This is a genomic window from Vibrio neptunius, assembly GCF_000967495.1.
In the GTDB taxonomy this organism is placed as follows: Bacteria; Pseudomonadota; Gammaproteobacteria; order Enterobacterales; family Vibrionaceae; genus Vibrio; species Vibrio neptunius.
Genome location: NZ_JXXU01000001.1, coordinates 123,183 through 137,420 on the forward strand (window position 1 = coordinate 123,183; position 14,238 = coordinate 137,420).

12 protein-coding genes are annotated in these 14,238 nt (G+C 43.2%); 9 read left to right on the forward strand and 3 right to left on the reverse strand.

Annotated elements, in window-relative coordinates; translation table 11 throughout:
• The first annotated feature begins 46 nt into the window (after positions 1-46).
• The 6 genes from potA (at position 47) to TW84_RS00560 (ending at position 6,034) form a co-directional block, all read left to right on the forward strand.
• Positions 47-1,180 carry a spermidine/putrescine ABC transporter ATP-binding protein PotA gene (gene potA, locus TW84_RS00535; protein WP_045973898.1) on the forward strand — a complete coding sequence of 378 codons (1,134 nt, stop codon included), beginning with the start codon at positions 47-49 and terminating at the stop codon, positions 1,178-1,180.
• On the forward strand, positions 1,161-2,021 hold the full coding sequence (gene potB, locus TW84_RS00540) for a spermidine/putrescine ABC transporter permease PotB (RefSeq protein WP_045973628.1): 861 nt from the start codon (positions 1,161-1,163) through the stop codon (positions 2,019-2,021). The genes potA and potB overlap by 20 nt, the downstream gene beginning before the upstream one ends.
• The gene (gene potC / locus TW84_RS00545; protein ID WP_045973631.1) at positions 2,021-2,791 is read left to right on the forward strand and encodes a spermidine/putrescine ABC transporter permease PotC; all 771 of its coding nucleotides are present in this window, start codon (positions 2,021-2,023) and stop codon (positions 2,789-2,791) included. Before potB ends, potC begins: the two co-directional genes overlap by 1 nt.
• Before the next feature lie 122 nt (positions 2,792-2,913).
• Positions 2,914-3,948 (forward strand): extracellular solute-binding protein, encoded by a 1,035-nt coding sequence (locus tag TW84_RS00550; protein ID WP_045973633.1) that lies wholly within the window; start codon positions 2,914-2,916, stop codon positions 3,946-3,948.
• 173 nt (positions 3,949-4,121) lie between these two features.
• Positions 4,122-5,159, forward strand: a complete 1,038-nt coding sequence (locus TW84_RS00555) for an extracellular solute-binding protein (protein ID WP_045973634.1) — start codon at positions 4,122-4,124, stop codon at positions 5,157-5,159.
• A gap of 80 nt (positions 5,160-5,239) precedes the next feature.
• Positions 5,240-6,034, forward strand: a complete 795-nt coding sequence (locus tag TW84_RS00560; RefSeq protein ID WP_045973636.1) for a GGDEF domain-containing protein — start codon at positions 5,240-5,242, stop codon at positions 6,032-6,034.
• Position 6,035: 1 nt separating this feature from the next.
• Here the strand turns inward: TW84_RS00560 and cobB are convergent, their stop codons facing one another.
• Entirely contained in the window at positions 6,036-6,773 is a 738-nt protein-coding gene (gene cobB / locus TW84_RS00565; protein WP_045973638.1) for a Sir2 family NAD+-dependent deacetylase, read from the reverse strand.
• A gap of 346 nt (positions 6,774-7,119) precedes the next feature.
• On the opposite strand from cobB, the gene TW84_RS00570 reads away from it, so the two are divergent.
• Positions 7,120-9,009, forward strand: a complete 1,890-nt coding sequence (locus TW84_RS00570; RefSeq protein WP_045973640.1) for a methyl-accepting chemotaxis protein — start codon at positions 7,120-7,122, stop codon at positions 9,007-9,009.
• A 196-nt stretch (positions 9,010-9,205) separates the two neighbouring features.
• Here the strand turns inward: TW84_RS00570 and TW84_RS00575 are convergent, their stop codons facing one another.
• Positions 9,206-10,504 carry an aminotransferase class I/II-fold pyridoxal phosphate-dependent enzyme gene (locus TW84_RS00575; RefSeq protein ID WP_045973642.1) on the reverse strand — a complete coding sequence of 433 codons (1,299 nt, stop codon included), beginning with the start codon at positions 10,502-10,504 and terminating at the stop codon, positions 9,206-9,208.
• Positions 10,505-10,640: 136 nt separating this feature from the next.
• Between TW84_RS00575 and TW84_RS00580 the strand changes: the two genes are divergently transcribed.
• Positions 10,641-11,534 (forward strand): dihydrodipicolinate synthase family protein, encoded by an 894-nt coding sequence (locus TW84_RS00580; RefSeq protein WP_052707865.1) that lies wholly within the window; start codon positions 10,641-10,643, stop codon positions 11,532-11,534.
• A gap of 22 nt (positions 11,535-11,556) precedes the next feature.
• A complete protein-coding gene (locus TW84_RS00585; RefSeq protein WP_052707866.1) occupies positions 11,557-12,771 on the forward strand; it encodes an MFS transporter in 1,215 nt (404 codons plus the stop codon).
• 126 nt (positions 12,772-12,897) lie between these two features.
• Here the strand turns inward: TW84_RS00585 and TW84_RS00590 are convergent, their stop codons facing one another.
• Entirely contained in the window at positions 12,898-14,181 is a 1,284-nt protein-coding gene (locus tag TW84_RS00590) for a hypothetical protein (protein WP_045973644.1), read from the reverse strand.
• Positions 14,182-14,238 lie beyond the last annotated feature (57 nt).

Here is a 14,238-nt window from a genome sequence, read left to right on the forward strand (position 1 = left end):
CGCGCCTCTAAATTGTGTAATTACAGGTCATTTTCTGTTGGCCGGAGTGGGAGAAAAACAGACGTTGAACGCTAAACAAAAAGCAGGACAACCAGTTATCCGTTTAACTGGCATCAGCAAAAGTTTCGATGGTAAAGAAATTATCGGAAATCTTAACCTCGATGTGAACCACGGAGAATTCCTAACGATTTTAGGTCCGTCTGGTTGTGGTAAAACCACGGTATTAAGAATGATTGCTGGTTTTGAGGCCACTGACAATGGCGACATCATTCTTGATAACCAGAATGTTACTCAAGTCCCTGCTGAACAGAGGCACGTCAACACTGTATTTCAAAGTTACGCACTGTTTCCCCACATGACCGTTTTTGACAACGTTGCATTTGGCTTGCGTATGCAAAAAGTGCCCGCGGATGACATCGAACCGCGTGTTATTGACGCGTTGAAAATGGTGCGTCTTGAGAAAATGGCTCAGCGCAAGCCACACCAGCTTTCAGGTGGTCAGCAGCAGCGTATCGCTATTGCGCGTGCTGTCGTCAATAAACCTAAGGTGTTACTGCTTGACGAATCTCTTTCTGCGCTAGATTACAAACTTCGTAAACAGATGCAAATCGAGCTTAAACAGCTTCAGCGCCAGCTTGGTATTACCTTTATCTTCGTCACACACGATCAGGAAGAAGCATTGTCCATGTCAGATCGCATTATTGTTATGCGTGATGGCGTTATTGAGCAAGATGGCTCTCCACGTGAGATTTATGAAGAGCCTAAGAATTTGTTCGTTGCCCGGTTCATTGGTGAAATTAACGTATTCGATGCCACCATGATTGAACGCATGGATGACAAACGCATTCGCGCCGAGATCGAAGGTGTGGAGTCGATTGTTTACTACGATAAAGAAGCGCTAACCGGTGACAAGCTACAAGTTCTGCTTCGCCCAGAAGATCTTCGCCTAGAAGAAATCAAGGAATCCGAGCAAAAAGGGATTGTTGGCCACGTCACTGAACGTACTTATAAAGGTATGACTCTCGATTCTGTGATTGAATTGGAATCAGGCATGCGCGTCATGGTCAGCGAGTTTTTTAACGAAGATGACCCTGATGTGGACCATTCATTGGGCCAGAAAGTCGCGATTACTTGGGTTGAAAGCTGGGAGGTCGTTCTCAATGATAAGCAAGAAGCTTAATCTGCAGAACGCCATCATCACACTGGTCGTCGGTTGGCTAGCGCTGTTTGTACTTGTGCCCAATCTAATGATTATTGCTACCAGTTTTCTGACTCGTGATGAAGCGAACCTAATTGAACTCACTTTCACGTTCGACAACTACATTCGCCTGATGGATCCGCTCTATGCGAAGGTGCTTTGGCATTCCTTCTATATGGCAATCATTGCAACTCTATTGTGTTTGGTTATTGGTTATCCTTTTGCTTATATCGTTGCAAAAATGCCTGAGAAATGGCGACCTATCATGCTGTTTTTGGTCATAGTACCTTTTTGGACCAACTCACTGATCCGAACCTATGGTCTTAAGATTGTACTTGGAACGCAAGGTGTCTTGAACAAATCACTCATGGCAATGGAAATCATCGATAAGCCTATTCGTTTGATGTACACAGAAACCGCGGTGATGATCGGCCTAGTCTATATCCTATTGCCATTTATGATTTTGCCGCTCTATTCTGCCATTGAGAAGCTCGATAATACCTACATTGAAGCAGCGAAGGATCTTGGAGCAAACAAGTTTCAGACCATCACCAAAGTCATTCTGCCGCTCACCATGCCAGGTATCATCGGCGGATGTTTATTAGTGCTTCTTCCTGCGTTAGGCATGTTCTACATTGCTGATCTACTCGGGGGAGCGAAAAACCTGCTTATTGGTAACGTGATTAAAAGTCAGGTGCTCAATGCCAGAGACTGGCCGTTTGGCGCCGCGACAAGTATCGCGCTCACTATTGCCATGGCGATCATGCTCTATGCCTACTATCGAGCAGGCAAGTTATTGAACAAGAAAGTGGAGCTAGACTGATGGGACGTACAGTTAGATTTAGCTTTATGGCGTTGGTGTATGCGTTCTTGTACCTGCCAATCATCGTATTGATCGTTAACTCGTTTAATGCCAATAAATTCGGCATGAAATGGGGAGGCTTTACCACTAAGTGGTACGAAACATTAGTTAACAATGACAGCTTGATGCAAGCCGCTTGGCACTCACTGAATGTCGCTATTTTTTCAGCGACAGCAGCGACTGTGATCGGTAGCCTAACGGCCGTTGCCCTATTCCGTTATACGTTTAAAGGAAAAGGTGCAGTCAATGGCATGTTATTCGTTGTTATGATGTCACCAGACATTGTTATGGCTATCTCTTTGCTCGCTCTGTTCTTGGTATTGGGTGTACAACTGGGCTTTTTCACCTTGTTGATTGCGCACATCACCTTCTGTTTACCGTTTGTTGTGGTTACGGTTTACAGCCGCTTAAATGGCTTTGATGTGAAAATGCTTGAAGCCGCCAAAGACCTTGGTGCTAGCGAATGGGTTATTCTCAAACAAATCATTCTGCCACTGGCGAAACCTGCAGTGGCCGCAGGTTGGTTGCTAAGTTTTACGCTTTCTCTGGACGATGTCATCATCAGCTCGTTCGTGACCGGGCCAACCTATGAGATATTGCCACTCAAGATCTACTCAATGGTTAAAGTGGGAATCTCTCCTGAGGTGAATGCGCTGGCCACTGTCATGCTGATTGTTTCACTGATCTTAGTCGTGATTTCTCAGTTACTGGCGAGAGAAAAAGTTAAATAGATTTGAATCTTTTTTCATGAAACAGAATGGCTTGATGCCATTCTGTTTTTCTATCGATCGCCGTTTATGCTTACGCGATTACTCAATAGCATTCGGCAACGTTTGGTTTGGAGCTAACGTCAATGAAAAAATGGGCTACTTTTTTAGCTGGTAGTGCATACGCGCTTTCACTGTTCTCTGGTTCAGTGCTCGCCGATGAAAACAAAGAACTGGTATTCATGAACTGGGGGCCATACATCAGTAGCAGCCTTCTGGAACAATTTACCAAGGAGACAGGTATTAAGGTTATTTACTCGACTTACGAGTCAAATGAAACCTTATACGCCAAGCTAAAGACACACAATCAAGGTTACGATTTGGTTGTACCTTCAACGTATTTCGTCGCCAAAATGCGCAATGAAGGTATGCTGCAAAAAATCGATAAATCTAAACTAAGCAACTTTAATAATCTGGATAAAAACTATCTAGATAAACCTTATGACCCTAACAATAACTACTCTATCCCCCACGTAGTTGCGATTACCGGTCTAGCGGTTAACGCCGATATGTATGACCCTAATGACTTTCAGAGCTGGGCAGATTTGTGGAATCCGGAGCTTGAAGGTCAGGTTATGCTGATGGATGACACACGTGAAGTGTTCCATATTGCGTTACGAAAATTAGGTTATTCGGGCAATTCAACTGATGCGAAACAAATCGACGAAGCTTACGCTGAGCTGCAAAAATTAATGCCTAACGTTCTAGTGTTTAACTCTGATAATCCGGGTGCGCCTTATATGTCAGGTGAAGTCGGCGTAGGCATGCTTTGGAATGGCAGTGCAGCGGCAGCTCAAAGCGAAGGGATCAACCTTAAACTGGTATTCCCCAAAGAGGGAGGCATTGGTTGGGTGGATAACTTTGCGATTTCATCGGGTGCAGTAAACGTAGACGCTGCGCATAAGATGATTAACTTCCTACTGAGACCTGAAATAGCGGAGCAAATCTCTCGTGACACGGGATACCTAACGGCCGTTCAAGCATCGAACTCAAAGTTTAAAGATGTTGCCCCACTCTTCCCTTCTCAAGAAGATCTAGACCGTGTCGAGTGGCAAGATGCCGTTGGTGATCTGACAGTGAAATATGAAGATTACTTCATGAAGCTGAAAGCGGGTCAATAAGCATTCATTTTCTACGAAATAGGCAGCATTCGCTGCCTATTTTCGTTATTGGCTGATATAATTCTTCCCCGTATGGTTTGTCGTCACGATAAACGTCTTTACTCACGGCTTTATCTCCAAACATCGTCAGGGCTGACGGTTTAATGATTCAGCAAAAACAAAACGGAAAAAGAATGAAAAGTAAATTCTATGCAAGCGCACTTTGTGCAGCGACTCTGATCGCTTCGCCTGCGATGGCTGCTGATCAAGAACTCTACTTCTACAACTGGTCTGAATACATTCCAAATGAAGTTCTTGAAGACTTTACAAAAGAAACTGGAATCAAGGTTATTTACTCTACCTATGAGTCAAATGAAAGCATGTACGCCAAACTTAAGACTCAAGGTTCGGGTTACGATTTAGTAGTACCGTCTACTTACTTCGTTTCTAAGATGCGTAAAGAAGGCATGTTGCAAGAGATCGACAAGAAAAAGCTGTCGCACTTCTCTGATCTTGATATCAACTTCCTGAACAAGCCTTTCGACCCGAACAACAATTATTCTATCCCTTACATCTGGGGTGCGACTGGTATTGGTATTAACTCCGACATGTTGGATAAGTCTTCCGTCACCAAATGGGATGACTTCTGGGACAGCAAATGGGAGGGTCAGTTGATGTTAATGGATGACTCACGTGAAGTTTTCCATATCGCATTGACTAAACTGGGTTACTCACCAAATACAACCAACCCAGATGAAATTAAAGAAGCCTACGAAGAACTGAAGAAGCTTATGCCAAATGTATTGGTGTTCAACTCAGACTTCCCTGCAAACCCTTACTTAGCTGGTGAAGTATCTCTAGGCATGCTTTGGAACGGCTCTGCTTACATGGCACGTCAGGAAGGTGCATCGATCGACATTATCTGGCCAGAAAAAGGGACCGTCTTCTGGATGGATAGCTTAGCGATTCCTGCACAAGCAAAGAATGTAGATGCCGCTCATAAAATGATCGACTTCCTGCTGCGTCCAGAAAATGCAGCGAAAATCGCCCTCGAAATAGGCTACCCAACTCCTGTTGCTACAGCACATAAGCTGTTACCTAAAGAATTTGCAAATGATCCAAGCATCTTCCCGCCTCAAGAAGTGATGGACAGTGGAACCTGGCAAGACGAAGTCGGTGAAGCTAGCGTTCTTTACGACGAGTACTTCCAGAAGCTAAAAGTAGACAACTAAAACGTAAACTTGTTTTCAGTTATATACTTAATAAAGCGGCTCTGGCCGCTTTATTTGTTTTCTCACGGACCGAGGACGCTATGATTGTAAAGTACAAAAGATTCCTATCTGGCTTCTGCGTGCTGTCTGGGCTTGCGATACTGGTTACAACAATCAGCTATCAAACGAATCCTGAATCTTATAGCGACCTTCTTTTTGAAGCGAATACGCTATTCGTTCTGCTGTTCATCTACTTTGTTTCGCGCGAATTATACCGTAGCAACACCTTTATCAAACTGGGCCTGATACTCCTTATCGTTAATCAAGGCTACGATATCATCACGGAAATCCCTGCTTTTGACCAATGGGCAGACAACAATGAATTCACTCATATCTTGATAGAAGATGGTGGAGTCCAGATTGCGTACCTGCTGATTGCTTTTGGTGTGACACAACTATTCCGCCAAATGAGCGAGCATGCGTATACCGATGATTTAACTGGGCTTTTTAACCGAAAGAAACTATTCTCAATCGCTCGCAAGAAATTCGATTTAATCTACATCGATTTGGATGGATTGAAGCAAATTAACGACACCCAGGGACATGCCAGCGGTGATTTAACCATCATTCGTTTCGCACAAGCGGTCAATGCAGCAGTCAGTCCAACAGATAAGGCATTTCGTATTGGTGGGGATGAGTTTGTGATTGTAGTAGGCCCAGGAGAAGGTGAAGCCTTCATCGATAGAATCAAACAAGAGCTGATAGAAGAGCAAATCTTATTTAGCTATGGAATTGAGGCTTCTACACCTGAAACCTTAAAAGAGAACCTGATAAAAACGGATAAAGCTATGTACGAAATGAAACACTCTCAGCGTAAAACTATTCAGAACGACTGAGTTATGCATGCTTAGCGTCCGACTGTTGCAACGAGAGTATTTCCTCAACCAATTTAGGTACTTCAAGACTGGCTTTACCGTAGCGTTTCTCTTCAAATTCACTCTCAACCGCACTTGGCTCCAGATTGATTTCAAGTGTATGCGCACCATGCATCTTGGCATCATGTACAAATCCTGCGGCAGGATAGACAACCCCTGAAGTACCAATTGAGATAAACAAATCGGCTTTTTCTAATGATTCGTAGATATCGCCCATTCGCAAAGGCATCTCTCCGAACCAAACAACATGAGGTCTCATCTGAGAAGGAATTTGACAGCAGTGACATAGATCTCCGGTCTTAACTTCCCCCCTCTCTTCAACAACCTGATTAGATTCACTGCATCGTGCTTTCAGTAGCTCTCCATGCATATGAATCACATTCACACTTCCACCACGCTCATGAAGGTTATCAATATTTTGCGTAATAATGGTTACTGTACCCTCGAGTTCTTTCTCGAGGCGCCCCAAAGCTAAATGGGCGGTATTGGGCTCTATACCCTCTTCCTGAAGCTTTAAACGACGCTGATTGTAGAAGTCCTGAACGAGGTCTGGATTACGCTCAAAGCCTTCGGGCGTAGCCACATCTTCAATGCGATGATCTTCCCATAAACCATCCTGAGCTCTAAAAGTTTGAATCCCTGACTCAGCCGAGATACCTGCGCCGGTAAGTACAACGACATTTCGGTACGGAAATTTCATACGATATTCCTTTCTCTTATACTTTTTTGCTAGCTTAGCACCTAGCGCTTAGCATCAGAAGTGATTGGAATTAGACCATGGTCGCACCCTTTCAAATTCTACTGTATTTATGTGAGCTGAAACAACAAAGTGAACCTAGAGCCAACTCGAACTGCGTTATTTGGTTTTCAAGGGCCCTGAATACATCGTCTTTGATTCAAAAGGTGATATGAAATGACATTTATAGCCAGCTAACTTGAAAAACACCTCTTCAGTGCTATTAGTTTTATATTCGCATTAACAATATTGTCATAATGTACATAATTTAAGCGAATATCTAACGTCATAAGGCTAAACGGAGGTGTCCATGAGCGGCTCACCCAAATCAGAGCGATTTGCTTTTTCTTTTTCCATACGAGCTAAGTTAATCCTCATCAACTTGACTCTGCTGGTTAGCGTCGGCTTGTACGCCTACTATGAACAAGTCAGCTTTAATAGCTTCGAGTCCTTAGAACAGGCCGCCATAGATAATTTACAAAGCTCTGTTGACCTGCTTATGTTACGCCGTCACGAAAAAGACTTTATTGCGCGTAAAGATATGAAATACCCGCAATATTTCGACGCAACGTTTGAAGAGCTATCCGCACGTTTAACGGCTCTCACCAGAATTTTAAAATCGCACAATCTTGACATGGAAGAGCGTACTTCAACTATTGTGTCGACTCTTAATCAATATCAAGTTCAGTTCCACCAATTGATAAAGCAAGTGAACACAATTGAAGGGATGAATGTCACATCCAATTTAATTACACAATTGGAGCGCTCAAGAAAAGATTTGAAAGTCGCCACAGCTGAAAAAGACAGTTTTGTTCTTGAAGTTGAACTGCTTGAGTTAATGGAAGCAGATTATCAATACCTAGCGAGCACCGATAAAGAAACCAGTGTGACCTTTCTAGCCGCGCTTGACAAATTCTCTGCCAGTGAGCATGTACCTCAGGGGCTTGAGCCTGTGTTTACTGAATACCGCCACAGTGCAGAAAGCATCGTCGAAGCCTACGAAGTACTGGGGTTGACTTCTAGAGAAGGGCTGCGCGGCGCACTAAGAGCTAACGTGCATACTACAGAGAAAGTCATCAATGGACTTCAAACGGAGATCAGCCAAGTCATTTCTCAAAAATCCTCGCAGATAAAAACTCAACTTTTCTTAATCGGAAGTGCGATAGTTGTTTTACTCTCTAGTATGTTACTTCTGATAGGAAGAAGCATCCTAAGCCGCATTCAAGCCATCAACCTTCTTATGGAAAACATTGCCAGTGGGGATGGTGATCTTACGGTGCGTATGAATGCCAAAGGTGATGATGAATTAGCCCAGCTTGCCAACTCTTTTGATCGATTTATTTCTCAACTGCACGGTCATGTAAAAGAGTTGGCCGGTGTGATGTCTGTATTGAGTGAAAGTTCATGCAGTTCGGAACATGCCGCAGTAAAAAGCATGAACAACGCTGAACAGCAAAAGGTACAGTCAGAGTCCGTGGCAACAGCCGTTAACCAATTAGTCATGACCAGCAATGAAATAACCGCCAATATTGAATCCGCAGCACAGAATGCAGAAAGTATGAAAGATCAAGCTGATGGCGCGCTCAAAGTTACCCACTCTACTAGCGATAGTATTGAGGCTCTATCAACGAATATTGAAGATTCTCAAACCTTAATTGAAAATCTAGATGAACAAAGCAAAGAAATTCATCAGGTGATCGCAACGATTCAAGGGATTGCAGAACAAACCAACCTCCTTGCGTTGAATGCGGCAATAGAAGCCGCTCGCGCGGGTGAAAATGGCCGTGGCTTTGCTGTTGTCGCCGATGAAGTCAGACAACTTTCGCTAATGACAAATAATTCCACCCACCAAATAGAAACGACGATTCAGGGCCTAACATCTGGTATACAACAGACAGTGACGAAAATGTCTTCAAGTTTAGAACAAGCACGTCACACCAAGACCAGCACTAAGGAAGTGGTGAGCGCAATTGACGCTATGACACTGCGGATCAGCGAAATGTCCGACATGAATACACAAATCGCGACGGCTTCAGAAGAACAGTCTATGGTATCAGCGGAAATAGATCGCAACATTACCGAGATTGCACATTTGGCAGGTGACACCCACCAGGTAGTAGCGGGTTCTGTTCGTTGCAGCGAACAAGTCTCTGGTGTTAGCCATAAGCTGGAGCAAATTGTCGCTAACTTTAAATACTAGTTGGTTATTCTCTTTGGTCGCATCAATAACGGGTGAATGTGATGCGACCTTTTGCTACATACGGTGAGTGATCGACAAAAACCCTTGGGTTCAATTGGCTAGGAAGCGAATATCGCATCGGTGCAGCACTACGCTCAGTTGCCCTGGTTTCAAAGATTCGGTTTGATCCTGCAAGATCTTTGACGTTTAATCTTAACTACCTGTCAACCAGCGCGATATCTTGAGCCAATTGCGAAGCTAGCTCTTGGTCCAGCTTAGTTGTGGTTATCCGCAGACCCATCGCTTTGCCGTCAATATCAAATTGGCCGCCTGGTCTCACCAGCCAACCACGTTTTGATAGCTCATACGCGCGCGCTTGAGGGTCACCGTTGACTGGAACCCATAAGTTAACACCTTCAACAGGACCAGCAATTGATATTCCATGAACTTCAAGCGCTTCAATCAACCATTGGTTCCTTTGTCTACAGTCTTCACTCATTGATTGTAGCCGCTGCTCAACACTTTTTGACGTTAGTGCACAAATAACTAGCGATTGAAGGATACGGCTGACCCAGTTCATGCCCACAGTCAATCGACTGTGAAGACGTTCTGTTGTCACTGGATCAGCAGCGACAAACGCAAGCCTTAGGTCTGGGCCTAGCCCTTTTGATACTGAGCGAAACACAGCCCAAAATACACCGTTGTCCGGCACCAGACTGTAATAGGGTTGCTGAGCAAGTAAGGCATAGTGATCATCAATTAACACCAGCACATTCGGAAACCGTTGTAGCACTTGGCGAATAGCTGTTGCTCTTTCTTCACTATAACAACACCCGGTAGGGTTATGGGCTCTCGGAGTAAACAATACGGCCCTAGCCCCTTTTTTTAGCTTGGATTCAAGCTCATCGACGATCATGCCATGAACGTCGATTTTCACACCTACTGGACGCATTCCAGCCAACTTGATAGCGGTCGAAGAGCCGAGATAGCACGGGTCTTCGACAACCACTTGATCACCGGGTAATAAGTGGGCTGACATTAAGCGTTCCAATGAATCGACCGCCCCACTGGTGATCGATAAACCCATGTTGTCCGGGCACACGTCTATGAACCACTCTCGACCAAACGTCTCAATATCAGACAAAATAGGCGCTTCACCATAGACAAACTGTCTCAGTTGCGCTTTTCTGGCTAATTGTTCAAGGTTGGGGAGCCATTCCTTAAGAAGATTGCCGTCAGCAAGATCCATTAACTTCGTTTCTGTTATCCCGTCTTGCTGCTGTTGTGATTGCCTCGCTTTAACGCGCGTACCTAAACGGCCTTTGGTCTCTGCCAACCCTGATTTTACCAAGCGTTGATAGACACCAGCGACAGTATTTCTGTTGACGCCGACATGTGCTGCAAGCTCCCTTACTGGAGGCAGCGAGTCTCCCTCTTTTAAATCTCCTGACGCAATCAAAGACCGAACAGACTCAAATAATTCCTGCCCGGTTTGCCCATTTATCTTGACTTTCATGTTTGTCCTATGACAATGTTTATATTGAACTATGACAATTAGTTTTTATGACTATGACTAAGATAACACTTGTGAGTGTTTATTTCATTATTGACGTCAAGTCCACCATCAACCAATTATCCAAAGGAATAATCCAATGATTTTTAAAGGAATAAGTGCCTTCCCTATTACCCCTATCTCAAACGAACAAGTCGATGTCGAGGCGTACTATAAGATTCTTGGCCGTCTAGTTGACGCCAAAGTAGATTCTATATGTGCACTGGGATCGACCGGCTTATATCCATACTTAAACGCAACAGAAAAACATGCGGCGATCTCAACAGCAGTCGAAATGGCAGGAAGTACTCCTGTCTTAGCGGGTATTGGAGCACTGAGATTAAGAGATGTGCTCGCGAATGCTCAACAAGCAGAACAACTTGGTGTCAAAGGGCTTCTACTCGCGCCAATTTCCTATCAACGTCTCTTTGATGAGGAAGTCTATGAGCTGTACCGGTCTGTGTCTGACAATGTTTCTGTGCCGATTTGTGTCTATGACAACCCTAGCGCGACTCACTTTACCTTTAGCGATCAGCTCCATGCCGAGATCGCTAAGCTTAAAATGGTGCAGTCAATAAAGTTCCCCGGAGCTCAATTTAAAAACCAAGGGCAAGATAGAGTTCAAACACTAAAAGAACGCGTACCTAAGGATGTAACTATTGGTGTCAGTGGTGACGCTTTTGCTTCTATGGGCATACAAAGCGGATGTGATGTTTGGTATTCAGTCCTCGCTGGTCTGTTTCCTCGTACTGCAAAACACCTATTTGAGCAAGCAAGACAGAGTAACCCAGAACAAGTGAGTAACTTATCTTTGAAATATGAAAAGTTGTGGCAATTGTTCTCACATAATCTTGGTGGCATGCGTGTAATGGTCAGTGCTGCTGAGCTTCTGGGCTATGCCGAGTCTCCATGTTTACCTGCGCCTCTCTCTGGATTAGACAGCGAATCCAAGCTCCAGTTGCAAAACCTTATCTCAGAACTAGACCTAGCTTAACGATGACCTTGGGGAAATAGATATGGACAATGTTAGTACCTCGAATTCAAGTGAGCAGGAACATAAACCTTTATTGCTGTTGTACTTTGGTCTTTCTTGCTTTGCGAGAACAGCAACAGGTGCTGCCATTGTCGGCGTATTGATCCTCTCATCTGAAAAAGGGATACCTAGCCATCAGATGGGGATACTTGCCGCTTGTCTGAGCGCCCCACATTTACTTGGCCCCATATGGGGGCGCTGGTTGGATATAGCGAACGACCCGAGAAAACTGATCGTGGTAGCAGCTTGTATCTATAGCACTTTCATGGCAATAACGACATTTTGGTTCCAACAATTAACATTGCCCGTTCTGATATTATTTCTTATTGCTTGTGGCAGTTCTGCACCCTATTTGATGGGCGGAATCAGTGGGCTACTGAACACTTTATTCAGTACCAGCAGTTTGATGAGAAGAAAAGCACATGCTTGGGATGTATGTAGCTACGCTGTTGGAGGAACTTTAGGTCCTATGCTCGTGGCTGGATTGACGGAAATCAGTGATACACAGTCAGCAATGATAACAATTGCTTTTTTTCCATTAATCAGTGCTCTGTTAATACTGAAGCTACCCAAGAGTGAACCGAATAACCTTAGTCCTGCTGCTGTGCCAAGCGTTACCATGGTCGCACGGCAAATAATCACCAATGGGCCGCTTACTCGTACCATGTACTTAACAGTAGCAACCTCATTTTCACTCGCTGCACTGCCAGTCTGCGCAATTTCTCTCGCTGAAGATTGGGGGCAAACTCAAAGCAGCTCCGCTACCCTCATTGCTCTGTACGGCGTCGGCAATTTATTAGGCTCTGTTTGTTTAATTCGCTTTCCCACTCTCAAAGAGCCACAACAGCTTATGACGCTATCAGCCATAGGTGTCTCAGGGGGGCTTTTTCTCGTTTCATTGGCTACTGCCTATGAATTCGGCCTGAGCGCTTACTTCATATGCGGTATGACCAATGCACTTTTCTTTGCTGCAAGTCTGACAGCTAGAGTTGACTACTCACCGAGGGAAAGTTCTTCTCAAGTGTTCATGTGGATTGCAGCTCTAAAAATTGCTGCTGTTTCCGTCGGTAGTACTTTTGCAGGTTTTATGGCTGATGAATCTCCTTATCAGTCAATATTGGCCAGTTTTTTTATCACCATTGGGGTCGCGGTTATGAGTGACATTCATAGGCGATTCACAAAAAGCAATAAAAACTAGCAGATACCTCATACAATAGGCCCAACTAAAGCTAAGAATTGTGAAACAAAACACCAGAGTAATAGCTATGAGAAAGCAATCAACAACAGTAAAACTATACTTTCTGTTGTTGAAGGCAGACAACGATCACAATAGGTTTTTTTGCACATGACGTATTCTAAATTTTAAAAAGTCATATATATCGCCTATTTTGCCATGATTTTGAATGGCTCCACTGGTAGCGATAAGAGACATTTCATTGAGAACTCTTTCAATCCTTTTGTAGTTAAATAACTTTATTCTACTTCTTAAGAAATCACGAGCACAATCATCATTAATACAAGCGTAATTGGAGTAAAACGACTTGGCATTCCTTTTCCCTAACGTTGTATTAGCACCAGCTCCTGTGATTCCTCTTATTTTGTGGCCAGCCCTCAGTAGCAAGCCGTTTGCTTTGCCTGGGGAAAAACGCAACGATTTAGCCATTACTTTCAAATTTGAGATGTCGCCTGAGTTTATATATTCAATGATATTATTCAATGGAAAGCTTGATTCAAAATGATTTTTTTTCTCTTCCCATTTAGACACAATATAGTCATGATCTATTTTACCAAAAACTGTTCTTCCATTTATGGTGCAAAGTCCAATATTTTTGATATGTAGATCATCCTCTACAAGTAAATAAGATAAAAGAACTATGGATAAAAGCCCCATTTCCTTAGGATACTCACATGAGTTAAGTATTTTTTTTACTTCTTTAAAATTAGGTAAAGCTTCAGAGCAAATTCCTATAATATTATTGTCACCGTCAACCATACATAAAGATTTTGACGCTCTATAGCCAATAATTTCTCGCCAAATTTCAGAGTACAGAACTTCCGCTAGTGCATTAGAACGTTCATGCTCAGAAATTTTTTTGCCAAAATATATTTTATGAGAGAAGTTATGTTTATACATCACGACAGCATGCGCTGAAGCACTAGCAGTACCAGATTGAGTTAAATGTTCAACGGGTATAGTAAAGCTATTATCGTAGTTATCAGTTGGCAAAAGAACCTTGTTGAGAGATTCAAGCTTATTGTTATATGAACTCTTATATGCGTTGCTAACATGGCTCCTCAACGAAGATGAGCTTGATTCTTTACCTCCCCCACTTAGAAGCTTCCGATCATTACTGCAAGAGCCAACTCTACTTAATTTAGTGGCCAACTTTATTAAAGTTGCATCGTTGATGGATTTCTTTATATATGAATCAATTAGTTTCGATAGTTCTTCCATTTCATCACAAGCTAATATATAGGAACTTAAAACTGTAGCCCTAGATATTTTCTTTTTCCTTGATATGACAGCCTTTCTTTTCTTTATAGTCATCATATAGTAATTAATAGATTTAATTAGATTTTGTTTTGTATAATTAAGTTTGGCTGACATAAATAACCCTTAAAAATAAACCATTTAAGTACGAAAATTAGCACTAGCCCCTTCAAT

Coding starts and splice junctions, on each gene's coding strand:
- potB (WP_045973628.1), top strand. CDS start 1,161: ATGATAAGCAAGAAGCTTAATCTGCAGAACGCCATCATCACACTGGTC.
- potC (WP_045973631.1), top strand. CDS start 2,021: ATGGGACGTACAGTTAGATTTAGCTTTATGGCGTTGGTGTATGCGTTC.
- TW84_RS00550 (WP_045973633.1), top strand. CDS start 2,914: ATGAAAAAATGGGCTACTTTTTTAGCTGGTAGTGCATACGCGCTTTCA.
- TW84_RS00555 (WP_045973634.1), top strand. CDS start 4,122: ATGAAAAGTAAATTCTATGCAAGCGCACTTTGTGCAGCGACTCTGATC.
- TW84_RS00560 (WP_045973636.1), top strand. CDS start 5,240: ATGATTGTAAAGTACAAAAGATTCCTATCTGGCTTCTGCGTGCTGTCT.
- cobB (WP_045973638.1), bottom strand. CDS start 6,773: ATGAAATTTCCGTACCGAAATGTCGTTGTACTTACCGGCGCAGGTATC.
- TW84_RS00570 (WP_045973640.1), top strand. CDS start 7,120: ATGAGCGGCTCACCCAAATCAGAGCGATTTGCTTTTTCTTTTTCCATA.
- TW84_RS00575 (WP_045973642.1), bottom strand. CDS start 10,504: ATGAAAGTCAAGATAAATGGGCAAACCGGGCAGGAATTATTTGAGTCT.
- TW84_RS00580 (WP_052707865.1), top strand. CDS start 10,641: ATGATTTTTAAAGGAATAAGTGCCTTCCCTATTACCCCTATCTCAAAC.
- TW84_RS00585 (WP_052707866.1), top strand. CDS start 11,557: ATGGACAATGTTAGTACCTCGAATTCAAGTGAGCAGGAACATAAACCT.
- TW84_RS00590 (WP_045973644.1), bottom strand. CDS start 14,181: ATGTCAGCCAAACTTAATTATACAAAACAAAATCTAATTAAATCTATT.